The organism is Glaciibacter kafniensis (assembly GCF_039538945.1).
GTDB lineage: Bacteria > Actinomycetota > Actinomycetes > Actinomycetales > Microbacteriaceae > Cryobacterium > Cryobacterium kafniensis.
In genome coordinates, this window is the sequence record NZ_BAABCN010000009.1 from 31,081 (window position 1) to 57,866 (window position 26,786).

The 26,786-nt window shown below is 65.6% G+C and carries 23 protein-coding genes; 15 read left to right on the forward strand and 8 right to left on the reverse strand.

Going from position 1 to position 26,786, the window contains the following annotated elements:
• Nucleotides 1-110 precede the first annotated feature (110 nt).
• Together ABD791_RS14330 and guaA are read left to right on the forward strand one after the other, a co-directional pair.
• Nucleotides 111-557, forward strand: a complete 447-nt coding sequence (locus ABD791_RS14330) for a DUF3817 domain-containing protein (protein ID WP_345067931.1) — start codon at nt 111-113, stop codon at nt 555-557.
• Nucleotides 558-559: 2 nt separating this feature from the next.
• Complete coding sequence (gene guaA, locus ABD791_RS14335) at nt 560-2,140, forward strand: glutamine-hydrolyzing GMP synthase (protein ID WP_345067976.1); 1,581 nt, start codon at nt 560-562, stop codon at nt 2,138-2,140.
• A 667-nt stretch (nt 2,141-2,807) separates the two neighbouring features.
• Here guaA and ABD791_RS14340 read toward each other — a convergent pair.
• The gene (locus ABD791_RS14340; protein ID WP_345067933.1) at nt 2,808-3,740 is read right to left on the reverse strand and encodes a LysR family transcriptional regulator; all 933 of its coding nucleotides are present in this window, start codon (nt 3,738-3,740) and stop codon (nt 2,808-2,810) included.
• A 169-nt stretch (nt 3,741-3,909) separates the two neighbouring features.
• Between ABD791_RS14340 and ABD791_RS14345 the strand changes: the two genes are divergently transcribed.
• Both ABD791_RS14345 and ABD791_RS14350 read left to right on the forward strand, forming a co-directional pair.
• Complete coding sequence (locus ABD791_RS14345; protein WP_345067935.1) at nt 3,910-4,992, forward strand: P1 family peptidase; 1,083 nt, start codon at nt 3,910-3,912, stop codon at nt 4,990-4,992.
• Nucleotides 4,993-5,042: 50 nt separating this feature from the next.
• Nucleotides 5,043-6,401: a C1 family peptidase gene (locus ABD791_RS14350; RefSeq protein WP_345067937.1), complete on the forward strand. Its 1,359-nt coding sequence runs from the start codon at nt 5,043-5,045 to the stop codon at nt 6,399-6,401.
• 104 nt (nt 6,402-6,505) lie between these two features.
• Here the strand turns inward: ABD791_RS14350 and ABD791_RS14355 are convergent, their stop codons facing one another.
• From ABD791_RS14355 to ABD791_RS14385, 7 genes are all read right to left on the reverse strand, one after another.
• Nucleotides 6,506-7,309: a serine hydrolase gene (locus ABD791_RS14355; protein WP_345067939.1), complete on the reverse strand. Its 804-nt coding sequence runs from the start codon at nt 7,307-7,309 to the stop codon at nt 6,506-6,508.
• A 5-nt stretch (nt 7,310-7,314) separates the two neighbouring features.
• A complete protein-coding gene (locus ABD791_RS14360; protein WP_345067941.1) occupies nt 7,315-8,148 on the reverse strand; it encodes a serine hydrolase in 834 nt (277 codons plus the stop codon).
• Complete coding sequence (locus ABD791_RS14365; RefSeq protein ID WP_345067943.1) at nt 8,145-9,101, reverse strand: S66 peptidase family protein; 957 nt, start codon at nt 9,099-9,101, stop codon at nt 8,145-8,147. Before ABD791_RS14365 ends, ABD791_RS14360 begins: the two co-directional genes overlap by 4 nt.
• Nucleotides 9,098-10,744 (reverse strand): ATP-binding cassette domain-containing protein, encoded by a 1,647-nt coding sequence (locus ABD791_RS14370; RefSeq protein ID WP_345067944.1) that lies wholly within the window; start codon nt 10,742-10,744, stop codon nt 9,098-9,100. The genes ABD791_RS14365 and ABD791_RS14370 overlap by 4 nt, the downstream gene beginning before the upstream one ends.
• 3 nt (nt 10,745-10,747) lie before the next feature.
• Entirely contained in the window at nt 10,748-11,671 is a 924-nt protein-coding gene (locus tag ABD791_RS14375; protein WP_345067945.1) for an ABC transporter permease, read from the reverse strand.
• Complete coding sequence (locus tag ABD791_RS14380; protein ID WP_345067947.1) at nt 11,668-12,711, reverse strand: ABC transporter permease; 1,044 nt, start codon at nt 12,709-12,711, stop codon at nt 11,668-11,670. Before ABD791_RS14380 ends, ABD791_RS14375 begins: the two co-directional genes overlap by 4 nt.
• Before the next feature lie 71 nt (nt 12,712-12,782).
• On the reverse strand, nt 12,783-14,573 hold the full coding sequence (locus ABD791_RS14385; protein ID WP_345067949.1) for an ABC transporter substrate-binding protein: 1,791 nt from the start codon (nt 14,571-14,573) through the stop codon (nt 12,783-12,785).
• 598 nt (nt 14,574-15,171) lie between these two features.
• Here ABD791_RS14385 and ABD791_RS14390 point away from each other — a divergent pair.
• The 11 genes from ABD791_RS14390 to ABD791_RS14440 all read left to right on the forward strand — a co-directional run.
• Nucleotides 15,172-15,876, forward strand: a complete 705-nt coding sequence (locus ABD791_RS14390) for a MurR/RpiR family transcriptional regulator (RefSeq protein ID WP_345067950.1) — start codon at nt 15,172-15,174, stop codon at nt 15,874-15,876.
• Nucleotides 15,873-16,982: a dipeptidase gene (locus ABD791_RS14395; protein ID WP_345067951.1), complete on the forward strand. Its 1,110-nt coding sequence runs from the start codon at nt 15,873-15,875 to the stop codon at nt 16,980-16,982. The genes ABD791_RS14390 and ABD791_RS14395 overlap by 4 nt, the downstream gene beginning before the upstream one ends.
• 2 nt (nt 16,983-16,984) lie before the next feature.
• Complete coding sequence (locus ABD791_RS14400) at nt 16,985-17,707, forward strand: type 1 glutamine amidotransferase (RefSeq protein ID WP_345067953.1); 723 nt, start codon at nt 16,985-16,987, stop codon at nt 17,705-17,707.
• A gap of 44 nt (nt 17,708-17,751) precedes the next feature.
• The gene (locus tag ABD791_RS14405) at nt 17,752-19,185 is read left to right on the forward strand and encodes a serine hydrolase domain-containing protein (protein ID WP_345067955.1); all 1,434 of its coding nucleotides are present in this window, start codon (nt 17,752-17,754) and stop codon (nt 19,183-19,185) included.
• Nucleotides 19,186-19,342: 157 nt separating this feature from the next.
• Nucleotides 19,343-20,206 (forward strand): hypothetical protein, encoded by an 864-nt coding sequence (locus ABD791_RS14410; protein ID WP_345067957.1) that lies wholly within the window; start codon nt 19,343-19,345, stop codon nt 20,204-20,206.
• 1 nt (nt 20,207) lies between these two features.
• On the forward strand, nt 20,208-20,843 hold the full coding sequence (locus ABD791_RS14415; protein WP_345067959.1) for a MurR/RpiR family transcriptional regulator: 636 nt from the start codon (nt 20,208-20,210) through the stop codon (nt 20,841-20,843).
• Nucleotides 20,843-21,955: an o-succinylbenzoate synthase gene (gene menC / locus ABD791_RS14420; RefSeq protein ID WP_345067961.1), complete on the forward strand. Its 1,113-nt coding sequence runs from the start codon at nt 20,843-20,845 to the stop codon at nt 21,953-21,955. The genes ABD791_RS14415 and menC overlap by 1 nt, the downstream gene beginning before the upstream one ends.
• An 8-nt stretch (nt 21,956-21,963) precedes the next feature.
• Nucleotides 21,964-23,451 (forward strand): diaminopimelate decarboxylase, encoded by a 1,488-nt coding sequence (gene lysA / locus ABD791_RS14425; protein WP_345067963.1) that lies wholly within the window; start codon nt 21,964-21,966, stop codon nt 23,449-23,451.
• A 20-nt stretch (nt 23,452-23,471) separates the two neighbouring features.
• A complete protein-coding gene (locus ABD791_RS14430; RefSeq protein WP_345067965.1) occupies nt 23,472-24,287 on the forward strand; it encodes a M55 family metallopeptidase in 816 nt (271 codons plus the stop codon).
• A gap of 21 nt (nt 24,288-24,308) precedes the next feature.
• Nucleotides 24,309-25,505, forward strand: coding sequence for a M20/M25/M40 family metallo-hydrolase (locus ABD791_RS14435; RefSeq protein WP_345067967.1), 1,197 nt, complete (start codon nt 24,309-24,311; stop codon nt 25,503-25,505).
• A 210-nt stretch (nt 25,506-25,715) separates the two neighbouring features.
• Nucleotides 25,716-26,786: DUF222 domain-containing protein (locus tag ABD791_RS14440; protein WP_345067969.1), on the forward strand; the 1,071-nt coding region annotated here is incomplete at its 3' end.

Sequence of the window (26,786 nt, forward strand, 5' to 3'; positions counted from 1 at the left end):
AAAATGGTCATCTGCCACAGTTCGGCGAGCGGATGGCGTGGGCTGGGAGGCGGGGAGAGGCCACGAGTCGGCTGGGCTCGCGCCCAGAAATAGGCACGTAGAATTGACTCATGCCTCTTGCACCCAAGCCCGCCGACATCCCCAGAATTCCCGGCGCGCTCCGGCTCTACAAGGTCGCCTCCATCATTACCGGCGTCTTTCTGCTGCTGCTCTGTGCCGAGATGGTCGCGAAATACCTGCTCGGATACGAGCTCGAACTCGGCGGCCCGAACGGTTTTCTTGCGATGGTTCCCCGCGACACCGTGACAGCCGTCAACCTGAGCACCGGCATCCTGATGGCACACGGCTGGTTCTATGTGCTCTACCTGTTCGCCGACTTCCGGCTCTGGAGCCTGATGCGCTGGCCGTTCTCGCGCTTCGTGCTGATCGCCCTCGGCGGCGTCGTTCCCACACTTTCCTTCTTCGTTGAGGTGCGCGTCGCCCGCGAGGTCAAAGCATTCCTGGCTGCCCGTGAGGGCGCCGCAACCAACGAAACCGTGCAGGAGGCCCGCGCGTGAGCGTGACCGAACAAACCACCGCCCGCCCTGTGCTCGTCGTCGACTTCGGCGCGCAGTACGCGCAGCTGATCGCTCGACGCGTGCGTGAGGCATCCGTCTATTCGGAGATCGTGGCCCACTCGATCACCGCGGACGAGGTGAAGGCGAAGAACCCGATCGGCCTGGTGCTGTCGGGCGGACCGTCGAGCGTCTATGCAGAGGGTGCACCGAGCTTCGACCCGGCCATCTTCGACCTCGGCATCCCCGTGCTCGGTATTTGCTACGGCTTCCAGGTCATGGCCACCGCTCTCGGCGGTGAGGTCGCCCACACCGGCGCCCGCGAGTACGGCTCGACCCCGGTGACCGTGACGGATGGCGTCAACGCGTTGCTCGCCGGCCAGCCCGCCGAGCAGACCGTGTGGATGAGCCACGGCGACTCCGTCTCGAAGGCGCCGGAGGGCTTCACCGTTCTCGCCTCGACCGAGTCGACCCCGGTTGCCGCGTTCGCCAACGACGAGCGCAAGCTCTACGGCGTGCAGTGGCATCCAGAGGTCAAGCACTCCGAGCACGGCCAGCACGTTCTCGAGAACTTCTTGCACCGCGCCGCCGGCATCCCCGCCGACTGGAACAGCGGAAACGTCATCGCCGAGCAGGTTGCCCGCATTCGCGAGCAGGTCGGCACCGGCAAGGTACTCTGCGGCCTCTCCGGTGGAGTGGACTCCTCGGTAGCCGCCGCCATCGTGCACAAGGCCGTCGGCGACCAGCTCGTCTGCGTCTTCGTCGACCACGGTCTGCTGCGTGAGGGGGAGCGCGAGCAAGTTGAAATTGACTACGTTGCTTCCACCGGTGTGCGTCTGATCACGATCGACGCCCGCGAGCAGTTCATCAATGCCCTGGCCGGAGTCAGCGACCCCGAGACCAAGCGCAAGATCATCGGCCGCGAGTTCATTCGCTCGTTCGAGCAGGCGCAGGCCGACCTCATCGCCGAAGCGCGTGCCACCGACGGCGACCCGATCCGTTTTCTCGTGCAGGGCACGCTCTACCCGGATGTCGTCGAGTCCGGCGGCGGCAGCGGCACCGCGAACATCAAGAGCCACCACAACGTCGGCGGCCTGCCCGAAGACCTGCAGTTCGAGCTCGTCGAGCCGCTGCGCACCCTGTTCAAGGACGAGGTTCGTGCGATCGGTTCAGAGCTCGGCCTGCCCGATGTCATCGTGCAGCGTCAGCCGTTCCCTGGCCCCGGCCTCGGCATCCGCATCGTCGGTGAAGTGACGCAGGAGCGTCTCGACCTGCTGCGCAAGGCGGATGCGATCGCTCGCGCCGAGCTCACCGCCGCCGGTCTCGACCGCGAGATTTGGCAGTGCCCGGTCGTACTGCTGGCCGACGTGCGCTCGGTGGGCGTGCAGGGCGACGGCCGCACCTACGGTCACCCGATCGTGTTGCGCCCGGTGTCGTCTGAAGACGCCATGACCGCCGACTGGACTCGTCTGCCCTACGACGTGCTGGCGAAGATCTCGAACCGCATCACGAATGAGGTCGACGGAGTCAACCGCGTGGTGCTCGACGTCACGTCGAAGCCGCCGGGGACGATCGAATGGGAGTGAGGGTGTCGCGGTGACGTCGTCACCCGCTCCTCAGCTCAAACAATGACACGAAAGGCCGGGCCCCACCGGTTTGCAGATCGGGTAACGAACTGCAGACAGGGACCCGGCCTTTCGTGCCATAACTCGACACCCCGCGAAACGCTCACTCCCCGCCCAAGGGAGGGGGGGTAGTGAGTTGCACTGGCGGACGACATTCGCCGGTAGAGGGCCCGGCCTTTCCTGTCAAAACTCGACACCCCGCGAAACGCTCACTCCCCGCCGAGGGAGGAGGGGGTAGTGAGCTGCCCGACCGAATTTCGCTCGGAAGCGGCGGGGCCGGCCATCCCGTTGATCGAGGAGCAGCCGACGAAGGAGGCCGCGTCTCGAGATCTCGCGAGCCAATCCTTGAACTCGGGTTGACTTCGAACATCGGCTCGCGAGGTCTCGACCCGATCGCGGGCGGCCTCCTCGACCACCGAAATGGTCAGATTCGTTCACCACCATGCCGCGCAGCGGCCTTACCGCTCGAGATCACGCGAGTTGACCCGTGAACCGTGGTCGCGTGTGAGGGCGGCTCACTAGGGTTCGAGACAGGGGCTCGCTCGGCTCGCTCCTTCCTCAACCAACGAAGCGGTGAGCACACGAGCGCCGACCTGAATCAGACCGAGGCCAAGAAGCCCGTGAGGATCTAGGTGGCGGCCAGCCCAGCATCGAGGATGCCCGCGTCGGGGAGCGCCCGGCGCACCGCGTCGAGCAGAGAGGTCGTCGCAGCGGCGGGAGCCGTGGGGGAGACCAGCGCGTGCACTGTGCGGGCAAGCGACAGGCCCGGAACGTCGATCGCCACGACCCCGGCGGGGGCGAGTCGGGCGACAGAGCCGGGCACAAACGCCGCAGCAGACCCCGCGGCGACCAAGTCCAGGATGACCTCGAACTCGTCGCTTCTGACGCGGTACCGGGGGTGGATGCCGCCCGTCCGGAAGGCATTCTCGATCGCGGTCGCGTCGCTCGACCCGGCGTGCAGGCCCGCCCAGTCCAGGGCGGAAAGCTGCTCGACGCTCGGCGGCGCACCCAGGTGCAACCCCCAGCTCGCCGGACACACGAACCGATAGGGGTCGGAACCCAGACCGACCTCGGTGACCAGGGCCGGCCAGGCGAGATCGCTGCTCGTGTACCGGTAGACGAAACTGACGTCAGGCCAGCCCCCGTCGCTGAGCGAGCGGATTGCACTCGACGGGTTGCGCACCGAGAGTCGGAGTCGAGTGCCATCAGCAACAAACGCTTCGTCGTGTAGCACGCGGGGCAGGATCGCACGGGCCAGGCTCGAATAGAGCACCACGTCGAGCTCCCCACTTCGGGCTTCGTCGGCGTGCCGCGCGGCCTCCAGGATCGCGTCGAGATCCGCAAATACCGGCACCGCGGCCCGTGCCATGGCCCGCGCCGCGTCGGTCGGGTGGGCGCTACGCGCGGTGCGTTCGAACAGGGCAACACCCACGGTCTGCTCGAGCGCCGTCATCTGCTGCGACACCGCGGAGGCCGTGTAGCCGAGCCGATTCGCCGCGGCGGCAAAAGACCCCTGCTGGACGACCTCGAGCAGGGTGCGGAGGTGAATCGGATTGAGCACAAGGTCTCCTTTTTCTCACCCTGAGGAATCCAGGACGAATGGAATTTGAGGATCGAATTCCCTCCGCTCTATTGTTGCTAATAGCCGATGGGCTACCAAGGGGAGCGTGAGCAAAACTGATGGTCAACATGCTATACGCCCATCCGCGGCCACACGCAAGGAGAAGACCATGAGCCACAACGAACCCACCCCAGAGACGAGTCGGCAACGGGTGCACGCGATGACCACCCTTGGCGAACGACCCCGGCTGCACGACCTGGGCATTCCCTCCGGATCCGCTCCGAGGGGGCCAGGGAACGCGATCACCGACGTGCCCGGCGTGCGGGTGGGGCACTCGACGCTGCTCACCGAGACGCTCAGCACAGGCGTCACCGCGATCGTGCCCGATGCGCTGGGCTCGGGGCGGCGGTCGCTGCCGGCAGGCCTGGCCGTCGGAAACGGCTACGGCAAGCTCATCGGCGCAACCCAGCTCCAGGAGCTCGGCATGATCGAGACCCCAATTCTGCTCACCAGCACGCTGTCTGCTTTCCGGGTCGCGGACGCGTTGGTCGGTATTCTGCTCGAGCAGCCCGAACACGAGCACACGACCACGCTGAATCCGATCGTCGGTGAGACCAACGACGGTTACCTCTCAGACATCCGCAGCCGCCCCGTCACCGAAGAAATGGTGCGCGAGGCACTCACCACCGCGGCGCCGGGACCCGTGGCCGAGGGCGGCGTGGGTGCGGGAACCGGAACGGTGGCCCTGGGGTACAAGGGCGGGATCGGCACCTCCTCCCGGGTGGTATTGGTCGGAAACGTCGAATACACCTTTGGCGTGATCGCGCAGACCAACTACTCAGGCACGCTACGCATCGACGGGGTCGCGATGCCCACCGAGGAGCTGCTCGACGAGGAGCCCGCGGTCGGCGACGGAAACTCGTGCATGATCGTGATCGCCACCGACGCGCCGCTTGACGCTCGTCAGCTCGGTCGGATCGCCAACCGGGCGATCTTCGCGCTCAGGGGCACCGGATCCGACTTCGCTCAGGGCAGCGGCGACTACGCGATCGCGTTCTCGGTGGGCGACGACCGGGCCCCCGACGACGAACTGCTGTCCCCGGCGTTCCTTGCCACCATGGAGGCAACCGAGGAGGCCCTCGTGAACTCGATTCTGCAGGCGGAGACCCGACAGGGCTTTGGAGGACGCATCGCCAGGGGTATTCCGATTGAGAAGGTGCTGTCGCGGCTGAGTCCGAAAGCTCGACGATAGATACGTTTCGAATACTCGCTTAGATTGCCTTCGATCGATAGGCTTTCTTCATGAATATCCATGATGATACGAAACGTATAAAGGGGGCGCTTGCTCCTGAGCGCCTGCAAGCGTGGGACGCGGAGTTCGCCGCAGACCCGGCGGGCCGCCTCGCAATGAACGCCGTGACCCGTACCTCGGTCGACGAGGTCGCTCTTGACCGGCAGCGGCTGCTCGGCGTGCAACTGAGCATGTCGAACCGGCTCGACAATTGGGATGCCGCCGATCAGAAGCGATCCGGTCGCTGCTGGCTCTTTGCCGCGCTCAACCTGCTCCGATCCGACGCCCGGAAAAAGCTCGGCGTGAAGAACTTTGAGTTCAGCCAGAACCACGCGATGTACTGGGACAAGATCGAGCGCGCGAACTACTTTCTCGAGGACATGATCACCCTCGCCTCGTCAACACCTGACGACCGGGTTCCCATGTTCCTGCTCGGCAACGTGCTCGACGACGGGGGGCAGTGGAATATGGAGGTTGCGGTCTTCGACAAGCACGGTGTGGTGCCGAAGTCGCTGATGCCAGAGACCGAGTCCTCCTCCAATACCTCTCGGATGAACGCCTCGCTACGCACCCTGCTGCGCAAAGGGGCCCGGCTGCTGCGCGAGGCCGTCACCGAAGGCGCGAGCGAGTCGACGATCGACGACATGAAGCAGTCCATCCTGAGGGACACGCACCGAGTGCTGACGATCCACCTCGGCGTTCCCCCGCAGAGCTTCGACTGGCGGTGGAACGACGACGACGGCGGCTTCCACGACGGCGGTAGCCTCACCCCGCAGCAGTTCCTCGCCGAATACACCGAGATCGCCCTGAGCGACTACGTCTGTCTGGTCGACGATCCCCGTGCCGAGCACCCGAAGGGGCGCGCGCTCACCGTGGCCCACCTCGGCAACGTGGTCGGCGGGGACCCTGTGCTGTACCTGAACACCGACCCCGACACGATGAAGCGCATCGCAGCGGAGGCCATCGTCGCCGGAGAACCCGTCTGGTTCGGTTGCGACGTTGACCCGCAGATGGAGGGCAAGCAGGGTATCTGGGCCGCTGACCTGATCGACTACTCCGCGGTCTACGGCGTTGACCTCGCCACCACCAAGGAGGAGCGGGTCAGGTACGGCGACTCAGCGATGACCCACGCGATGCTCTTCACCGGCGTCGACCTCGTCGACGGGGCGCCCCAGCGCTGGCGCGTCGAGAACAGCTGGGGCACCGAGAAGTTCGACAAGGGCTTTTGCACGATGGACGACTCCTGGTTCGACGAGTACGTCTTTGAGGTGGTGGTGCAGAAGGACCGGCTCCCCGAGGAACTGCGTGCGGCGCTCACGGAAGCGCCGATCGTGCTCAACCCCTGGGACCCGATGGGGGCGCTCGCCTAGGTCTCACTCGTCCGGCTTCACCACGTCGCGTAGCGACGGCCGTGGCCCCCGACCGTGACGGTACGGGGGCCACGGCCGTGTGCGTGGGCTGCGCGCGAGGGGATTCAGTCGCGCAATGACGTGCGGATGAGCTCGCCCACCTCGCGCATCGAGGCGAGCACGCCGTCGCGGGCATCCGCTCCGGAGCGCCAGTTCGCCAGCACGGCGTAGGCGATCCGGCGCGTGCCGCTCATCACCAGTCCCATGTCAGCGCGCACGTTGGAGATCGTGCCGGTCTTGTTCCAGAGCCAGATGTCCCGGTCGAAGAAGTAGTGCGCGAGTGGGTCCAGGCCAAAGGCCGAGGCGGTCATGGAGAGGTCCATGCCCGCGCCCAGCCAGCGCTGCAGCGTGTCCGCAGACGCCGGGGACAGGTCCTCGGCGCGGGCGGTGCGTGCGACAAAGCGCACCAGCTCCTCCGCGTTTGCGTGCGAGAGCGTGCGCGGGGCCCCTGGCGGCAGCGGCCAGCGCACGACGTCGTCGAGCGCAGACTGGGAATAGCCGAGCGCTCTGGTGTGCTCCTGCACCGTGGGCAGGCCGATCATTCGGCAGAGCGTATTGGTGGCGGCGTTGTCGCTCACCGCACCGACGAGTGCCGCAGCGTCGTAGAGGGACAGGGTGTCGGCCTGCAACAGGTACCAGAGACCCGAGTTGTCCATCCACTCGACCGGCCGCCGGGTGACCCGGTCCTCGAGCGAGCGGATGCCGGCGTCGGCCTCGGTGAGCAGACGGTGCAGCATAAAGATCTTGCCGACGCTGGCGGTGTCCAGCACCCGGTCAGCATCGAGCCTGACCAGTTCCTCCCCCGAATCGATGTCGACCGCGAGCACCGACCATTGGGTGTCGTGTTCGGAAAAAAAGTGTGGGGTCATCCGTTTCATTCCTCTCGTGCGCGGCCGGTCACGTGGTGACGGATCTGTTCACCGATCGCGCGCATCGCGTCGATGACGGGAGCGCGCAGATCGGCCGCGACGCCCTTCCAGTTCGCGGCAACCGCGTAGGCCACGGCACCCATCGGGCCAGAGACATGGCCCACATCGATCCGGGCAAAATTGGTGGTGCCGGTCTTGTGCCGCAGCACCATGCCCTGGTACTCGGCGTCGACATGGGCGAGCGGATCGAGCAGAAACGAGTCAGCGACCAGGGAGGTATCGGCGTCGGAGGCGAGCCAGTCGAGCACTCGCTCGCTCACCGCGGGGGAGTGGATGTCGCCGGAGGCCAGGCTCCGCATCACGTCGGCGAGCTCGCGCGCCGTGCCAAAGGACGGCGTCCAGGGCAGATCAGGGGTGCGCTCGTTGCGGATGTAGTCATGCAACGAGGTCTGGGTGTAGCCGAGCCCTGGCGCGACCGCCCGCACCGCTTCGAGGCCGCAGAGGTGCAGCAATGTGTTGGTGGCGAGGTTGTCGCTGAACGCCCCGACGAGCAACGCTAGGTCGTCAACGCACAATTGTTGATCTCGCATCCGATACAGGATGCCGGAATCGGCGACCGCGAACTCCGTGGGGACCTCAACGAGCTGCGAGAGCTGGAGAGTGCCGGCGTCGATTCGGCGTGCCACCTCAATCAAGAGGAAGATCTTGCCGATGCTGGCGGTCTCGCACTGAGTGTCGGGGTGGTGCTCAAGCAGCGGTTCGTTGGTCTCGCCGTCGATCACCCGCACGCTCCAAATCGCGCGGTCATCGAGCTCGGGGAGCTGCCAGGAAACGGTCATCGAGTCGAACCCGAGACCGTCAGTCGCGGAGTGTCACCGCTCGCGTCGAGCACGCCGTCGACGTTCATCGGCACGCTCAGCGCGTGCGGATCATGGCCAAAGCCCTGCTCCCAGAGCACGGGCACACCGAGGCCGCCGAGGTACTCATCCAGCAGATCGCGGATCTCGTCGGAATCGCCGCACCCGTGCCAGGATCCCAACACGATGCTCTCGGCCGAGGCGAGCCGGCCGGCGCGCTGCAACTGCACGAGGAGGTTGTCCAGGCGGTAGATCTCCTCGTCGATGTCTTCGAGAAAGAGGATCCCGTCGATATTCTCTGCGGCCTCCGGCGCGCCGAGCGCGGCGGAGAGCAGACTCAGGTTACCGCCGGTAAACCGGCCCTCGGCAATACCGGGAACCAAGACCGCGGTCTTCGGCCCGATCAGTTCGCGTCCCGCCCACGGCTCGAAGAGCCAGCGGTGCACGTCGGCCCGCACGAACTCGGAGTCCCGGAACACGTCGTTGCCCGGCATCGGACAGAACAGGCCAGCCACGTCCAGATGCACGCGGAACGCCTCGTGCAGCGCGGTGATGTCGGAGGAGCCGGTGAGTAGTGTGGGGCGTCCATCCCCGCGCAGCATGCCGTGCTTCATCGCCGGCCAGTCGATGCCGTCGAGCAGGCGCATGGCCCCATACCCGCCCCGGAGACAGACCACGGCGTCGACCGCTGGGTCGGTCCAAGCGGCGACAAGATCGGCACGGCGGGCATCGTCCTCGCCGGCGAGGTGACGGGAGCGAGAATGCCGGTCTAGCACGTGCTCGCCCACGACCACGTTGAGCCCCCAGGACTCGTAGTAGCCGACGGCACGGTTCAAGCCGGCCCTGGTACTCGGCCCGGAGGGGGCGACGATCGCGACGGTGTCGCCGACGGCGAGGGGCGCGGTGCTGAGGTAAGCGGTGCGGTGGTCGCTCATACGGAGACTTTCCTGACGCTTGGGGCTGCGGCGAGCAGCTGTCGGGTGTAGCTGTGTTGCGGGTTGAGCAGCACGGACTCGGTCGGACCCTGCTCCACGATCTCGCCGTGGTACATCACGGCGACCCGGTCGGCGATGTTCCACGCCAGGCCCAGGTCGTGGGTGATCACCAAGGCGGACAAACCCAGGCGTTTCTTGAGTGAAAGCAGCAGGCCGAGGATCTCGCCGCGCACCGAGGCGTCGAGCGAGGCGACAGGCTCGTCGGCGATGATCATCTCGGGGTGCAGCGCGAGCGCGCCCGCGATGACCACGCGTTGGCGCTGGCCCCCCGACAGTTCCTGGGGAATCGCGCCGAAGTAGTTCTCCGGCGGGTAGAGCTCCGCGTCGATGAGGGCCTGTGCCACCCGCTCGCGCTCGTCGCCGGGAATGCCCTGCACACGCAGACCCTCGGCAACCGACTCATAGACGGTGAGCTTTGGGTTCAGCGCTGCGGAGGGATCCTGCAGCACCAACTGCACCCGGCGGCGAAACTTCTTGAGCTCCCTTCCCTTGGTGGGCAGGGGGTTGCCGCCGAAGGAGATAGCGCTGCCAGGATCGGTGTGCTGGAGGCCCATCAGTGCGCGGGCGAGGGTCGTCTTGCCCGAACCGGACTGGCCCACGAGCGCCACGATCTCACCGCGCCGTACCTCGAGGTTAACGTCGCGCACCGCTCGCAGATGCCCCGAGCCGTGATAGGTGACGTTGACGCCCTTCGCGGAGAGCAGCACCTCGTCGCTCGGCTCGGAAGTACCGGGCTCGTCCGCGCCCGCGCCGTGCCGGGTCACTGGCCGCATCCGAGAGGCCGGGTCGCCGATCGTCGGAAAGGCTTCGGTGAGCTTTCGCGTGTACGGTTCGTTCGGCTCCGTGCAAATCATCCGAGACTCGCCGATCTCCACGAGCGAGCCGTTCCGCATGATTGCGATTCGCTCGCACGCGGTGGAGAGTACAGAGAGGTCGTGACTGATCATCAACAGGGAGATGCCCCGCTCGGTGACGAGCCGGGAGATCATATCGAGAATCTGCTTCTGCACGATCACATCGAGCGCAGTCGTGGGCTCGTCGGCGATGATGATCTCGGGCTCGCAGGCGAGCGCCATCGCGATCATCACCCGCTGCTTCTGCCCGCCCGAGAGTTCGTGCGGATAGGACTGCGCCTTCTCCGGCGCGAGGTCCACGATATCGAGCAGCTCCCGCACGCGGGACTCCCGTGCGTGCGGAGTCTTCCAGCGGTCGGTGATGTGGATCTCCAGCGCCTCGGTGATCTGCTCGCCGACTGTGTGCACCGGGTTGAGCGAGTGCATCGCCCCCTGGAACACGATTGACGCCTGCGCCCAGCGTAGGGCGCGCAGCTCGCCGAAGCTCAACGTGGCCACATCGGTGTCGCCGACGAGCACCCGGCCGCCCAGACGGGCGTTCTTCGGCAGCAGCCGCAGCGCGCTCATCGCGAGCGTCGACTTTCCGGAGCCCGACTCTCCGGCGATGCCGAGGGTTCCGCCCGCGGGTAGCTCGAGGGTGACCGACTTCACCGCGGTAACCTCGCCGCGGCTGTTGGGGCCCGAGGTCTGGTAGGTGATCGAGACGTCTTCGAATTTCAGATCAGGCATGGCTCAACGGCTCCTCAGCGTGGGGTTCACAATTTTCTCGACCGCGCGACCCATCAGAGTGAACGCAAGAACCACCAGGACAATTGCGATACCGGGCGTGAGCACGTACCACCAGTAGCCGCTCGTCGCGGCGGAAGCATCCATGGAACTCTTCAGGATCGAGCCCCAGGACTGCACCGTGGGGTCACCGAGCCCCAAGAAGGCGAGCGTCGACTCTGCAATGATCGCGGAGCCGACCGTGAGCGTGGTGTTGGCAAGCACCAGCGGCAACACCCCGGGGAGGAGGTGCTTCACGATGATGTGCCAGTGCCCGGCGCCGAGAGCGCGGGAGCGCTCGATGTAGTCGCGGGACTCGACGGTCAGCGTCTGAGACCGCACGATCCGGGCCGTGGCGGCCCAGGAGGTGAGACCGATCGCGATGATGATGGTGAGCACGCCCCGGCTGAGCACAGTGGAGAGCACGATCGCGAGGATCAGAGACGGCAGCACCAGGAAGAAATCGATCAAGCGCATCAGGATGGCCCCGGACATGCCGGTGAAGTGGCCGGCGGCGATGCCGACGAGCGTGCCGATGATCATCGACATCGCCGTCGCCGCGAGACCGACAAGCAGGGAGACGCGGGCGCCCCACACCATGCGCACCCAGAGTTCGCGTCCTTGCTGGTCGGTGCCAAGCGGATGCTGCAGGGAGGGCGGGGCGAAGCGCTCCGGGTCAACGAGTTTGGTGACGTCGAGCATGTGCGCCGGCGCGATGACCGGTGCGAGGATTGCGATCAGCGCGACCAGGATCAGAAATCCGAGTCCGATCATGCCGGCTCGGTGCTGGCGAAACTGATGCCAGAAGTCGCGTAGCGCCGCCCGGCGACGGGCCCAGGCGAAGTACCGCGGGGAACGTTGGCGGCCGGTCTGGACGGTGAGCGTGTTCATGCGCGCCTCACTCTCGGGTCGAGCTGACGGTAGATGAGATCGGCAATGAGGTTCATCGCGATGATGATCGCCGAGAACACCACGAAGGTCCCTTGCAGCAGAGGAAGGTCTGGACCGCTGATCGCCTGGTAGGTGAGCTTGCCGAGCCCGGGCCAGGAGAAGACGGTCTCAACGGTGACCGCGCCCGCGATGAGGCCGCCGAGGTGCATGAAGATGAGCGTCACGGTGGGCAGCATCGCGTTCGGCACCGCGTGTCGGCGGCGCACCTGGTCTTCGCGGAGCCCCTTGGCCCGCGCGGTCGTCAGGTAGTCGGCGCTCATCTCCTCGATGAGTGAGCTGCGCATCACCATGAGGTACTGGGCGTAGACCACGGCGACCATCGTGATCACGGGGAGCACCATGTGCGAGGCGATATCAAGGGCAGCGCCCAGCGGGTCGGTCGGTGGGTTCGGCGAACGCATCCCACCAGTGGGGAACCAGTGCAGCGTGCCGCCGAAGACCATCAGCAGAATGAGGCCCAGCCAGAAGGTCGGCACCGACCAGAGCACCAGCGAGCTGGAGGAGACCATCTTGTCGAAGCGTGAGCCGTGCTTCCAAGCGGCCTTCTGGCCAAGCCAGAGCCCGAGCGCAATGGCGAGGATCGCCGCGGTGCCGGTGAGCAGGATCGTGGGCCAGAAGTACTGGCCGATCAGGCTGGACACGGACGTCTTGTAGACGTAGCTTTCGCCGAAGTTGAGGGTGAAAACATTGCCGATGTAGTCGACGAATTGCTGCCAGAGCGGCTTGTTCAGCCCAAACTGTTCCCGGAGTAGGTCCATCTGTTCGGATGTCATCTGCCGTTGGCGTGCGATCGTGGCGACGGGGTCGCCGGGCAAGATCTTGAAGGCGAAGAAGCCGAGCAGGATCACCATCGCGAGGCTGATGCCTGCTCCGCCAAGTTTGAACAGAAAGTAGCGAATCGCGGAGACGTCGCGGGGGCGTTCCTCCGCGTTCGCGCTGGTCGCGATGGCCGTTGTAGAAGGGGGCACCGAGTTCGTCATATGAGTTCCTAAGAGAGGGGTCCGAAACGGTGATGCCGCAGCTCCAGAGGAGCTGCGGCATCACCGCCTATTTACTCGACGTCGGCCTGCGTCTTACGTCTGCTTCGCATGAACAGGATGCCACCGATCGCGACCAGCACGACCACGCCGCCCACGATGTAGAGGCCGATGTTGGCGCTCTGGCCAGAGGAGCCTTCGCTGCCCTCGACCGGGGCGACAGTCAAGAAGCCCCAATACCCGGCCTGGTTGGCAATGATGCCGCCCTTGGCGGGCTGCAGGGTGAAGCCGTCGAAGCGGTCGGAACGGTATGCCTCGAGACCGTTGGCATACCAGGTCGCGACCTGCACGGTGTCCGTGTAGTTCATCGCGAGCATCTGCTGAACGATCTCTTCACGCTTGTCCCCGTCGAGTTCGGAACGCTGCTGGGTGTAAAGCTTGTCGAACTCAGGGTCGCAGTAGCCGTCCTGGGAGGTGCCGCCCGAGCCGTCCGCGTTGGTCGGCAGGTTCGTGCAGGTGTTGATGCCGAGCTGGTAGTCGGGGTCAGGGTTCACCGACCACCCGCTGAAGTACATGTCGTAGTCAGCCGAGATAGCCTTGGCGCTGACGGTATCGGAGTCGGTCGACTCGACATTGATAGCGACGCCGATGTCCTTCATCCACGGCACGAAGAACTCGGAGATCGATTGTTCCAGCGGCTCGGTGGCGTCGATCAGCAGGCGCAGCTCCAGCTTCTGACCGTCTTTCTCGCGGATGCCGTCGGCGCCGGCGATCCAGCCGGCCGCGTCGAGTTTGGCCTGGGCCGCCTCTGGATCGAACGTCACGAGGGCCGAATTGTCATCGGCCAGGTGCCACTTCGGGAAGGAAGCAGGGATGAAGCTCGTGGCCAGCACGCCCTTGCCCTCGAGGACCTTGTCGAGCAGGGTCTTGGTGTCGGTGCCGAGGCGGATCGCCTGGCGTACCTCGACGTCTTTGAGCGCTTCGGAACCGGAGCCGAACGCTGTGCCGTCGCGGGTCTGCATACCCGGGTTGATGCTGAGCGAGTGGTAGCGGCGGCCCTCGCCGGAGTGGGTCGTCACGCCCTCGACGTTCTCAAGCGCGGCGAACTGGGTCGGGGTCAGACTCGTGACGAAGTCGACGTCGCCGGCCTTGAGCGCCTGCACCTGGGCGTCGGAGTTCGTGTAGTAGACGTACTGGAGTTCGTCGATCTTCGGGGCGCCGCGCCAGAAATTCGGGTTGGCCTTCAGCACGATGGACTCGTTCGCCTTGTAGCTCTCGAGCACGAATGAGCCGGAGCCGACGACGTCCTTGTCGTTGGCGTACTCGGAGGGGTTGTCGATCTTTTCCCAGATGTGCTGGGGTACCACGGGGATTTCGGAACCGGGGTTCGGCGCTTGGGGCGTCTTCAGATTGATGACGAGGGTGAGGTCGTCCGGGGCCTCGATCGAGTCAAAGTTCGTGACGAGGTTGCCGTTTGCGTTGCCCAACTCGGGCACGGTCATCATCTGCTCGTAGGTGTACTTGATATCGGCGGACGTGATCGGCTCACCGTCGGACCACTTCATGTCTTTGTGGAGCGTGTAGATCCACTTCGTGCCGCCATCCTCCGTCGTCCACGACTCGGCGAGACCCTCGGTCGGCGAGCCGTCTTCTGAGCTGTTCTGTACGAGTGACTCGTACATATACCGGATGGAGTTTGTCGGCAGCAGGTAGATCGACATGAACGGGTTGAAGCTGTCGACGAAGCCCGACGTGGCGATTCGGAACGTCGTGGCCGAGGCCTCCGCGGCCGGGGTTGCTTCGGTGAACACCGGTGCGGCAAAGGCCGCAGTCGGCGCGATCGCGACCGCCGCGCATGCGAACACGGCACCAACTGCAAGTGTGCGGAGCCGATGTTTACGTGGAGGAGTGTGCATGTGCTGGCATCCCTTCGATTGCGACCGCTCTGGGCTGTGAGGTGCGGTCGGTGTGCCTATGCAACCCCAAAAACCGAAAATGGTCAATAGATTTGTTTCGTATCTTTCAAGAGAATAGTGAATCGTGATGTGAATATTTGTCGCCATCGAGGCATTTCTCGAATTGTAAACCGGTGGAAATCAAGCCGTATTGTCCCCGAAACAAGGTAATCAACAGATTTCCTTCTGCTCAGCATCGTTCGGCGTGTCCCTTCCGCATCTCCAAAGATGCGTTTCGTATCCTCTGAAGATGCGCTACGTATCCGTTTCAGGTGCGGTCACAATGATTGGCGAGCGCGGCCCGCTGCCCCGCGGGTGGCTGTTCGTGTGCTTATGAAACGTATCTCAGGCTTGCGATCGGTACAGTGCCCTTATAACATCGTCGCATTCGTCGACAAATTCCGAGATATAGGAAACATATGATTCCGTCCATCCTCTCTGCCCCAGTGTTCGAGTCTCCGGCGGCCGGCGGGTATCTCGTGGTGCCATCTCGTCGCAAGGGCACCGAATGACCGACCGCGCGGCGAACATGAGCAAGAATGGGTCTGATCGCGCGCTGAACTCCCCACAGGATCGCTTCGGGGAGCAGTTTCGGGCGAACCTCTCGGCCGAGACGATCCAGGCACAGGTCATCGAGAGTGAGACGAGATCGCTTGCGCTCACCCTCGAGGAGCTCACGGCGAATGGCGAGGTGCCCCGAGCCGCGGCGCTCATTCTGGGGGCGCGGCGGCGCTACATCGGCGGAGAGGGCAAGAGTTCGGCCTACGCGCAACTGTTGAACGCTGACCTGTCAGCCACCCTGTCCAACGTGTTTCTGATCGACGGCCGCGGGCTGTCTCCGCTCACGCTGCTCACCGACGTTCGCTCCAGCGACGTGCTCATCGTGTTCTCGATGCGGCGGTATCGCACGGAGACGATCCGGCTGGGCCGGCTCTTCCACGAGGCGGGTGGGCAGCTGGTGGTTGTCACCGACAGCGACGACGCGCCGCTCGCGGGCCTGGCCAGCGCGTTGATCCGTGTGCACACCGAGTCGGTGTCCTACGCTGACTCGCCCACCGCGGTGGCCGCGGTGTGTCACCTGCTCAGCGCCCTGACCACGGCGAGCGCGAAGGGTGCTCGGCGACGGCTCTCCGGCCGGGACCGGTACGCGGCAGAGCTGGGGCTGTATCGCCCCGAGCACGAACCGACTCAACAGCTGGAGGAGCTCCGATGACCGACACACGCATGCCCCGCTACCCGGTGATCGACGGGCACAACGATCTGGCCTGGGCGTGCCGCGAACACCGCGGCTACTCGGTCGCGGGACTCGACGTCGCCGCTCCCACGCTGCACACCGATCTGCCGAGGCTCGCCGCCGGCGGGGTTGCCGGCCAATTCTGGTCGGTCTGGGTCGATCCCGAGCTTGCCGGGGCTGAGCAGGTCGTGGCGACGCTCGAGCAGATCGATTTTGTGCAGCGACTTGTCGCGGCCTATCCCGAGCGGCTCCGGCTGGCCCGCACCGCCGCCGAGGTCCGAACAGCGATGGCGCACGGCCGCATCGCCTCCCTGATCGGTGTCGAGGGCGGTGCGCAGCTGAACAATTCGCTCGGCACGCTCCGGCAGTACGCCCGACTCGGCGCTCGATATCTCACACTCACCTGGTCGCGCACGATCGACTGGGCGGACTCGGCAACCGACACGGCGCGGCACAACGGCCTGACCGCGTTTGGTCGTGGGGTCGTACGGGAAATGAACCGGATCGGTATGCTCGTCGACCTGGCGCATGTGGCGCCGGCGACGATGCGCGATGCGCTCGAGGAGAGCAGTCGTCCCGTACTCGTGAGTCACTCGGGTGCCTGGGAGCAATGCCACCACGCGCGCAACGTTCCGGACGACGTGCTGCGAGAAATCGGTGAGCGTGACGGAGTGGTGATGCTCGCCTTCGTGCCCTCTTTTCTCTCGGAGGAACGCCGGTTGTGGGTTGAGGCGGGTGAGGAAGGCGAGCCGCCACCCGTGGGGATCAGCCACGTCGCCGATCACCTCGAGCACATCCGTGAGGTTGCCGGGGTGCACGCGGTGGGCCTCGGCGCCGACTACGACGGCACCGATGCGATGCCCTCCGGTCTCGATGACGTCTCGGGGTACCCCCGGCTGTTTGAGGAGTTGGAGCGAAGGGGCTGGTCGGAACGGGAACTCAGGGGACTCGGCTCGGAGAACGTGCTCCGCGTACTCGAGGCCTCGGACGGCGACTACATCAGCTTTCTCGCGGGCGAAGCGGGGGAGCCAGAACCTCTGGCGATCGCACCCGCGATCGACACAACAACAGTGAAAGTAGGCTAACCGTGGCTGCATCCCCTCGCGTACTGGCAGTGGTGAATTCCCCGGGTTCGGGGCCCAGACGGCTGGGCGCCTGGCTCGAGGAGAGCGGGGTAGAAGTTGTCGAGCGGTACGGGGCGGACGGCCTCCCCGAGACGCTCGACGGTTTTCATGGCCTCGTGCTGCTGGGCGGCGGGTTGATGCCGGACGACTACGAGAAGGCCGGGTGGCTCCGGGCCGAACGACGACTCACCGAGCAGGCCATTGAGTTGGACCTTCCGACCCTCGGCATCTGTCTGGGCGCGCAGGTGATCGCCGACGTCGCCGGCGGCGAGGTGCGCGCGAGCTTCGGCCCGAAGGAGCGCGGGAGCACCCTCATTCGCGCCACCGAGGAGGGACGGCTCGACCCGGTGCTGGCCGCGATCGGCGAGGCCGCGCCGATGATCGAGAACCACGAGGATCTGATCACACGGCTGCCGCCCGGTGCGGTGTTGCTCGCCTCGAGCGACGCAGTGCAGAATCAGGCATTTGTGCTCGGCCAGCACGTGCGCGGGGTGCAGTTTCACCCCGAGGCGTCGGCAGCGAACCTGGCCCGCTGGAACGACGCCGCCCTCCGCGGCGAGGGGTACGACGTCGCGGCGCTCGTCGCCACGGCGGAGCAAGACGACGAGGCGAACACCCGCGCCAGCCGACTGCTCATCGATGCCTTCGGCGATGAGGTCCGCGCGTGGGCCCTGGGCAAGCAATGACCACGGAGTCGCGCTCGCCCGTCTCCACGTCGGAGGCGGCCGCAGTGGCACTGGACGCCGCCTTCGACGCGCACAACCTGCACATGGCGCCAGCCGCGCTCGCCGCAGTCTTTGACCGCACCGGCGTGATTGCCTGGCGGGCCGCGGGCGAGCCTCGTCGGGACGGCTCCGCGACTGACCGTCATACCGTGTTTCGGATCGCCTCGATGTCGAAGAGCTTTCTCGCGGCGACGGCGCTGAGCCTGCGTGATGAGGGCCGGCTCGAGCTCGACCGTGCGATCACGGACTACGTTCCGGGCGTTCGTTTTCTGCTCGACGGACGGGACATGTCGGTCACCCTGCGACAGCTGCTCACGAATCGCTCCGGCATGCCAGAGGACAACGCCTGGGGCGACCGTCAGCTCGGGGCCCCGCGCGAACAGATCGCGGCGCTGGCCAGCGAGGGGTTTCGGCTCACCGCAGAGCCGGGAGAACGTTACCAATACTCCAACCTCGGGATGTCGCTCGTCGGCCGCGCGATCGAGGCCGTCACCGACCATCCGATCGAACAAGAAATCGCGACGCGCTTTCTAGAGCCGCTCGGCCTGGTGCACACGCGCTTCGAGGCGAGCGACTACCCGGGCGGCGGCACTCTGGCGGCGGGTTTTCGCACCTTTGACGAGGGAGCGACCTTCGCGGACGAGCCATTCGTCGGCTCCGGCGCGCTCGCCTGCATCGGCGGCCTGTTCAGCACGATCGACGACATCGCGGCGTGGGCCGCGTTCCTCGCGTCGGCATTCACCGACGAACCGCGCCGCGCCGAGGTGTTGTCCGCGGCGAGCCGCCAGGAGCTGCAGCGGGTGCACACCATGATTCCGATCGGTGCCGCGCGCACGCACCAGGAGCTCGACGCGGTCGGCTATGGAATGGGCCTGGTGGTCGAGCACGATCGGCGGTTCGGCCACATTGTGCAGCACTCCGGGGGGCTGCCCGGGTTTTCTTCGCACATGCGCTGGCATACCCCGACGGGTCTGGGTGTGGTCGTGTTCGGCAACTCCGACGAGTTCTTGGCCGCGCAGCTGGCGATCCGGTGCCACGCCGGGGTACTCGACAGGATCGACGCGCCTGCGGAGGTGGTCCGCCCGTGGCCGGAGGCCCTCGATTTCGCACAGCGAATCGATCGTGCCCTGCGCGCGGACGAGCCCCTCGCCGGGCTCGACAACGTGTTTGCCGAGAACGTGATGCGGGATGTCCCCGCTGACGTTCGGGAACGGCGATTGGCCCAGGCGCTGGACTCGCTCGGGCCGATCGATGCGACTCAGAAGCTACTGAGTGCCCGAATCCGCTCATCCGCCAGTCCGGCCGACCTGCGCTGGATTGTCGAGTGCCAGCGCGGCGCCCTGCTCTGTGAAATTCGGCTGGTCGGCATACGCCGCCCCCTGGTGCAGAACCTGGAGGTGTCGCCGATCGAACCGCCCCCCGAGGCGCTCCGTCTGTGAGGGCTCAGTCATGTCCACAGGCAGGCACGTTCACGGGCGGGGAATGTAGATATACGTTACGTATCTTTCTTCCGTTTTCTCGCATAACGGTCTAAAATAGAAGTTGCACTACCGAGTTCCACGCAATTTACGTTTCATATCTCAGAACGGAGCGACTGTGATCGCCACCGACATCCCGCCGGCCACTGTGCGTCCGACCGTGCGTGCCACCGCGGGGATCTCCATTGTGAACCTGGACACCCCGCGGCAGCAAGAGCAGGCTGCGGACCTCTACCGCACCGTTTTCGGCTACGCCGATGGTGCGACCGGCGTGAGCCCGAAGCTCTTGCGCGGTTTGCTCGAGAACAGCGGTTCGGCGCTCGGCGCTTTCGATTCCGACGGTCGCATTCTGGGATTTTGCTATGGCTTCAGCGCGGTCGACAACTCGGGTCAGCAGGCAGTGATCTATCACTACTCCCAAGCCACCGCCATCGCCGCCGACGCTCAAGGGCGAGGCGTGGGCCGTCTGCTCAAGCGCGCGCAGGCGGATGTCGCCCTGCGACAGGGCGCAGCGACGATGCGTTGGGCCTATGACCCCTATCTTGCAAGAAACGCCCACTTCAACCTGAACACCCTCGGTGCTCGGGGACGTTGGTTCGTTCCGGATTTCTATCGCGAGCCAGACTCCGATCGCATCGTCGTCGAGTGGGAGCTGGACGAGGCTCACGCCGCAGCGCGGAGCGCCGACGCCGGTCGCCGCCTGCGCGCCGTCATTCCCCAGATTGAGGATGTCGTGGCACACGATGCCCCGTACGCTGTGCACAACGGGCAGGCCGGCGACGAGCGTTGGGTTGTCTTCCCCTCGACGTCGAACGCGCACCATCACACAGGTAAAGCCTCTGCACGCGAAGCACTCCGGTCGATCGTGGCCGGGTACTTCGCCTCCGGATTGGTCGCCGTGAGCTGCGGACGACTTCACTCGGCGGCACGAGCGCAGTCCGATGGCGACGATCGATCCATCTACATCTTTGGGAAGGACTGACATGCAAGAACACGAGCTCACAAGTCCGCACGAACGCTTCGATGCGCGCGTGCAACGACGGTCCGCCCTGGTGCTCAAGAACCGGGTTCTCGACCAGGAACAGTCACAATTCGAAAGCACAGTGGCCTGGGCCAGAGCCGATCCCGGACTCGAGCGCATCGCCGGGTTGGTTGTGGCGGCCAGGCGCCGGTTCATCCTCGGCGCGGCGAAGTCGTTCACCTATGCGTCGCTGCTCGCGATGGATCTGAGTGCTGGCCTCGCCAACGTCGCCCTGATCGACGGAACAATCGTTCGGCCCCTCGACGTGCTGAGCGATGTGCGGTCGACCGACGTGATGGTTGCCATCTCGTTGTCCCGCTATCGCAAGTACACCGTCGAGGTGGCCGAACGGTTCAGCCGGGCGGGCGGCACCCTGATCGTGATCACCGATTCCGCGGATGCCCCGCTGGTGTCGCTCGCCCAGGAGAGCCTCATCGTCAACACCGCCAGCGCATCCTTCGCAAACTCCCCAACCTCGGTCGCCCTGGTCATTCATGTTCTGGCCACACTGACCACGGCCAGCGCGAAGGGCGCCGGTCGCCGATTGCGCGAGCGCGATCGGCTCGGGAGAGACCTCGGCCTCTACGTGGAGCACTAATGCGGATCACCGACGCACGGTTGCAGCGAGTGCGCCTTCCCCTGGTGCACGAGTTCAAGACGAGCTCACACAGCAAGACCTTTTTGGAGCACATCCTCGTTCGAGTCCGAACCGACGACGGCCACACCGGGTGGGGAGAGATCGCGTCGCCGAGCTCGCCCTACTTCGGGGCGGAAACCGTCGACACCTGCTGGTCGATTGCCGAAGACTTCCTTCTCCCGTCTCTCATCGGTGTGGACTGGGAGACCCCGGCCGAGGCAGCGGCCTCGTGGTCGAAGGTGCGCGGAAATCGTTTCGCTGCTGCGGGGATCGACATGGCGGTCTGGTCGGTGGCTGCCCTGGCCGCAGGGCTCCCACTCGCGCGCGCGCTCGGGGGCACGGCACGCACCGTCAGCGCCGGCGTCTCGCTCGGGATCGAGCCGACCATCGCCGGCTTGCTTGACCAGGTGCGCTCCCACACGGCTGCTGGGTACAAGCGTGTCAAACTCAAGATCGCACCGGGCTGGGACCTCGAGCCGGTTCGGGCCGTTCGCGCGGAGTTTCCGACCCTTGATCTGCACGTCGACGCGAACGCGGCCTATCGTTGGATTCCCGAACACGTCGACGCTCTGATTGCACTCGATGTGTTCGGGTTGACAATGATCGAGCAGCCCTTCGATGCCCGAGATTTTCTGGCCCACGCACAGCTTCAACAACGGATCGACACTCCGATCTGCCTCGACGAGTCAATTGAGACCCTCGCCGATCTGCAGACGGCCCTTCACCTAGACGCCCTGCGGATTCTGAACATCAAGGTGTCCCGAATGGGTGGGTTGACTGCCGCCGTCGCGGCTCACGATCTGGCCGTGTCGGCCGGTGTGCCGGTGTGGTGCGGGGGCATGCACGAATTCGGGGTCGGGCGGGCAGCCAATATCGCCGTGTCGAGCCTGCCGGGATTCGTTCTTCCTTCGGATGTCTCTGGTTCCGACAAATATTACGCACGCGATGTCACCACCGAACCCATCGTCGCCGTCGACGGAACCGTCACCGTGTCCGAGGTTCCGGGACTCGGCGTTGACATCGACGAGGATTTCGTCGCAGCGCACACCGTGCAGAGCATCGACCTGAACTGAGAGACCCCATGCAGAATCCGCAGCACGCGCCAGACTGGCTGGAGTTTCCTCACGACGCGAATGAGCTTCATCCCAGCCTCTGGTCACGAGGCACAACGCGGTCACGCGACGGCGAAATCGTGGTGGCCGGTCTAGGAGCCGGTGAACTCGCGCAGCGATTCGGCACCCCGCTCTACGTTGTCGACGAAGACGACGTGCGGGCACGGGCCGCCGAGACGCTCGCCGCGTTCCGCACTGCGTTCGCCCGGGTGGGCGCCCGCACCGCGGTGTACTACGCGGGCAAGGCATTTCTCAGCATCGAGATTGCCCGCTGGATGTCCGAGGCCGGCCTCCGCATCGACATCTGTAGCGGCGGCGAGCTTGCGGTGGCCCTGGCGGCGGGCATCGACCCGGCAGATCTGGGTTTTCATGGCAACAATAAATCGGTGGCCGAGATCGATCGAGCGGTGTCGGTCGGCGTCGGCGTCATCGTGCTCGACAGCCTGCATGAAATCGAACGGGTCGCCGCAGCTGCACGCCGACACTCACGCATCCAGCGCGTTCGGTTGCGGGTCAACAGTGGGGTGCACGCGCACACCCATGCCTTTCTCGCCACAGCCCACGAAGACCAAAAGTTCGGGATCACCCTGGAGCAGGCTCCGGATGCCGCTGCGCGGATCCGCGCGGAATCGAGCCTTGAGTTTCTCGGCTTGCACTGCCACATCGGCTCGCAGATTTTTGGCGCAGACGGCTTTGCCGAGTCGGCCCGACGGTTGCTCGCCGTGCACGCGGCCTTGCTGTTGCAGGGGCCGGTGCCCGAAATGAACCTCGGCGGCGGGTTCGGAATCGCGTACACCGCCAACGACGATCCGACTCCCATCGGTGAGATCGCCGAGCGGGTTGCAGCGGTCGTGGCCGATGAGTGCGAACGGCTCACAATCGACATCCCGCTCGTCGCTTTCGAGCCGGGGCGGTCGATTATCGGCCCGTCGACTTTCACCCTCTATTCGGTGGGCACGATCAAAGCCGTCGCGCTCGGCGGCAGCACCGAAGCCGGCGCTACCTGCACGGATGCGGCATCGGTGCGAACCTATGTCAGCGTCGATGGCGGAATGAGCGACAACGCCCGCCCGGCGCTCTATGACGCCGACTACTCGGTACGGCTGGCGAACCGCATGTCGACCGCCGAACCGATTCTGGTGCGCATCGCCGGCAAACACTGCGAAAGCGGGGACATCATCGTCAACGCCGACTACCTTCCGGGCGATGTAGCGGCGGGCGACCTTCTCGCCGTTCCCGCGACCGGGGCCTATTGCTGGTCGCTGGCGAGCAACTACAACTATGTTCCTCGCCCGCCCGTCGTCGCTGTGCGCAGCGGGCACGCACGCGTGCTGATTCATGGTGAAACCGAGGCAGACCTCCTGCGCCGCGACGCGGCATACTTCGCTGTCGACGAGACGTCTTCCGCTCTTCTCCCACTCCGGGAACCCGCGACAACGAACGGACAGCTGCAATGAGTGCCGAACACCCTCTTGTCATGATTTCCGCCGACATGGAAGGCGCCACCGGGGTCACCGGCCCACTCGACGTCAAGCCGCGCGGCGACGAATGGCACCGGTTCCGAAAGCTCTTCACCGCCGACGTCAACGCGGTCGCGCTCGGGTTTCTCGATGCCGGGATCGACGACATCCTGATCAATGAGGCTCACTCTTCGATGCGCAACCTGCTCATCGAGGAGCTCGACGACCGGGTGCGTCTGCTCACCGGCAGGCACAAGCCGCTGGGCATGATGCAGGGCGTGCACGACGCGGATGCGGTGGCTTTCGTCGGCTATCACGCCGGCGCCGGCGCGCGCGGCGTTCTGTCCCACACCTACCAAGCCAATTCGATCACCGGCGTCTGGCTTGACGGGCAGCCGGCCAGCGAAGGCTACCTCAACGCTTCTCTCGCCAGGGAGTTCGGCGTTCCCGTGGTCTTTGTGAGCGGCGATGACCTGACCTGCACTGATTCCCTCAGCTACGCTCCCGACGCTGAACGCGTCGCAGTCAAAGAGTATGTGAGTCGCTACGCGGCCATCTGCCTCCCGCCCGCGCGAACCGTGGCTGCGCAGCGCGCGGCAGCTGCGCGTGCGGCGGCGCTGGTCGGTCGCGGCGCACCGAATGTGAGTTCGCACCGGGTCGAGGTTGAATTCGACGCCGTTCACCTCGCCGACGCCACCTCGATCATTCCGACCGTGGAACTCATCGGGGAGCGCCGCATCGGTTACGACGCGGCGAACATGACCGAGGCGATGAATGCCTTCAAGATCGTCTCGGCCATCACCTCGTCGGCGATGGAACCCGAGTACGGCTGATCGATGGAATCGAGTGGGGCAATGGAAACTGACGACTCTCGGGGCGTTTCGAGCGCAGTCGGAAGGCTGATCGAAACCTGGCGTGACGACATCCTTCAACGAATTCACGGCTATGTGGAGTTGGAGACTCCCACGTCCGATGGCCCGGCACTCAACACGCTGGCCGATGCACTACAGCACCGATACTGCGCCCTGGGCGCCGACGTCACCGTGGTACCCGTCGGCGCTGAGGGAGCAGCCGGCAGTCATGTTCTGGCCGAGCTGCCCGGTCGTGGGCAGCTGGCGGATGCATCGACGGTTCTTCTCCTCGGCCACAGCGACACCGTCTGGCCCAGGGAGACCCTGGCCGGCATGCCCTGGTCGGTCGATGGCGACCGCGTCGCCGGACCCGGCAGCTTCGATATGAAGAGCGGTCTGGTCGTGATCGAGACCGCGCTGGAGGTCATCCGTACTCTGAATCTGCCGCATCGGCCGGTTCGGATCGCCATCGCCGCCGATGAAGAAATCGGTTCCCCGAGTTTTCAGCCCCTTCTGGCCACCATGCTGGACACCGTCGGATGCGCGCTCGGCTTTGAGTCTCCACACCCGGACGGCGCTCTGAAGAGAGGGCGCTGGGGGAGCACGCGCATCGACCTGACCGTGATCGGGCGCGAATCCCATGCGGCGCTCGACCCTGATGGAGGGGTCTCCGCGATTGACGAGCTGGTGGACCAGCTGCGCCAGGTGCGCGCCATCGTCGATGCGGCGAATGAGGGGGCAGCGTCTCCCGCGGTCCTGCTCAATGTGGGAACTATTTCGGGAGGGACACGGGCGAACGTCGTGGCAGGAACGGCCAGCGCGCTGATCGGACTCCGTTTTCTCGATGCGGCCGTCGAGTCGACGGTGCTTGAGCAGATCCGCGGCGTGAGGGCCATGCGATCGGGTGCCGTCATTGACATCACCGTGCTCTCCTCCCGCCCCGCCTGGATCCCGACTGCAGCGAATGACAGGCTGCTCGAGCGGATGACCCACGCCGCGGCATCCTGCGGATTGACGTTGTCAGCCCGGGCGGCGGCCGGCGCGGCCGACACCAATTTGCCGGGGGCGAGGGGAGTGCCCACCCTTGACGGCCTCGGTCCGCGCGGTGAGGGAGCCCACGCGCGCACCGAGAGTTTCAGTATCGAGTCGCTCCTTGAGCGCATCGCGTTGCTCGTCGCCTTCCTCACGCTCGCGGAGTAGCGCCCCGCCCGTCTGATCGCGGCGCCATTCCGTTAGTCGAGCTGTCGCGGCCTCGCGAGTCGGCCTCTGAATGTGACCCTCTCGGCACCCGTCAGGGCGCAGTTCTCCACAGATATACCTGCGAAAAGTTATCCACCGATCCTGAGAAATGCTCGCATTCCAGTTCCCATTTTGGGAGAATTGAGCTATGGAGTCAGAGCCTGTTTCCCCATGATCGCCCCGACCACCGACACTCCGGTGGCCGCGGTCATGCTGCAGGTGCAGGCTCTGACGGCCGGGCTTTCGACCGCTGAAACCCTCGAGGTTTCCGCGATGATGGCGGCCGGGTTCTCCACTGCTGACTCTCTCGAGCTTGCCGCCACCGTTATGGCCGATGTGATGACCAATCTCGACGCGCACCTCCGCTCCGACGATGACCTGCTGAGCCTGCTGGGGTCGATGGAAACGGTGGGCCGGTTAGCGGATGCGGGTCGGGTCGCCCTGGCCGCCGACGTCGAGGTGCGCTCGGACACGAGAATTCAGACGGTGTCCCTGGCGCGCACGCGTGGCAGTGTCACCGGCACCGACTTGATCACGACGCTCACCCGCGTCTCGGCCCGGGAGGTGAAGCGGTGGGTCAAGCTCGGTGAGAAGACCCGGGTCCGTCAGACGGGCGGCAGCGTGCTGCCACCGCGCTACCCGGTCGTCGCCGACGCCCTGACTTCCGGAACCATCGGCGTGGATGCGGCCGAAGCGATCGTCACCGGGCTGAGCGACCTGCCGAGCTACCTCGACCCCACGAATGTCGAGGCCGCCGAGCGGGGCCTGGTCGCTTCCGCGACCGGTGTCATCACCGCGGAGAACGAGGGCCTGCCGAACGCCGGGTTCGCATTCTCGGCTGACCTGATCCGGGGGCAGATGCAACAGTGGAAGGCGCTCCTGGACCCCGACGGCACCGCCCCAAGCGAGGGCACCGTGCTGGCCGCCCGCAGCAGCTTCGGCTTCGGCCAGTTCCGCGACGGGCTCTACCCGCTGCGCGGTGGGGTCACCCCGGAGCTCCGCGGAATCATGAACGGCATCTTCGACACCTTCCTCAGTGCTCACTCAACCCTCAGTGCTCACTCAACCCCGGCGCATGCGCAGCCGGTCCCGGCCGAGCCGGGCCGGTTCCCGACCGCGGACGAACAAGCCCACCACGAGACCGAGGAACAAGCCCACCACGAGGCGGAGGAACAAGCCCAACACGAGGCCGAGGAGCGGGCCCGCATCGATGCCGGCGAGGTGATCCCCGGCGCCGACCAG

What these genes read in the sequence shown, in the direction of transcription:
- ABD791_RS14330 (WP_345067931.1), top strand. Translation starts at nt 111, where the DNA reads ATGCCTCTTGCACCCAAGCCCGCCGACATCCCCAGAATTCCCGGCGCG.
- ABD791_RS14345 (WP_345067935.1), top strand. Translation starts at nt 3,910, where the DNA reads ATGAGCCACAACGAACCCACCCCAGAGACGAGTCGGCAACGGGTGCAC.
- ABD791_RS14350 (WP_345067937.1), top strand. Translation starts at nt 5,043, where the DNA reads ATGAATATCCATGATGATACGAAACGTATAAAGGGGGCGCTTGCTCCT.
- ABD791_RS14355 (WP_345067939.1), bottom strand. Translation starts at nt 7,309, where the DNA reads ATGACCCCACACTTTTTTTCCGAACACGACACCCAATGGTCGGTGCTC.
- ABD791_RS14360 (WP_345067941.1), bottom strand. Translation starts at nt 8,148, where the DNA reads ATGACCGTTTCCTGGCAGCTCCCCGAGCTCGATGACCGCGCGATTTGG.
- ABD791_RS14365 (WP_345067943.1), bottom strand. Translation starts at nt 9,101, where the DNA reads ATGAGCGACCACCGCACCGCTTACCTCAGCACCGCGCCCCTCGCCGTC.
- ABD791_RS14370 (WP_345067944.1), bottom strand. Translation starts at nt 10,744, where the DNA reads ATGCCTGATCTGAAATTCGAAGACGTCTCGATCACCTACCAGACCTCG.
- ABD791_RS14375 (WP_345067945.1), bottom strand. Translation starts at nt 11,671, where the DNA reads ATGAACACGCTCACCGTCCAGACCGGCCGCCAACGTTCCCCGCGGTAC.
- ABD791_RS14380 (WP_345067947.1), bottom strand. Translation starts at nt 12,711, where the DNA reads ATGACGAACTCGGTGCCCCCTTCTACAACGGCCATCGCGACCAGCGCG.
- ABD791_RS14390 (WP_345067950.1), top strand. Translation starts at nt 15,172, where the DNA reads ATGACCGACCGCGCGGCGAACATGAGCAAGAATGGGTCTGATCGCGCG.
- ABD791_RS14395 (WP_345067951.1), top strand. Translation starts at nt 15,873, where the DNA reads ATGACCGACACACGCATGCCCCGCTACCCGGTGATCGACGGGCACAAC.
- ABD791_RS14415 (WP_345067959.1), top strand. Translation starts at nt 20,208, where the DNA reads ATGCAAGAACACGAGCTCACAAGTCCGCACGAACGCTTCGATGCGCGC.
- menC (WP_345067961.1), top strand. Translation starts at nt 20,843, where the DNA reads ATGCGGATCACCGACGCACGGTTGCAGCGAGTGCGCCTTCCCCTGGTG.
- lysA (WP_345067963.1), top strand. Translation starts at nt 21,964, where the DNA reads ATGCAGAATCCGCAGCACGCGCCAGACTGGCTGGAGTTTCCTCACGAC.
- ABD791_RS14430 (WP_345067965.1), top strand. Translation starts at nt 23,472, where the DNA reads ATGATTTCCGCCGACATGGAAGGCGCCACCGGGGTCACCGGCCCACTC.
- ABD791_RS14435 (WP_345067967.1), top strand. Translation starts at nt 24,309, where the DNA reads ATGGAAACTGACGACTCTCGGGGCGTTTCGAGCGCAGTCGGAAGGCTG.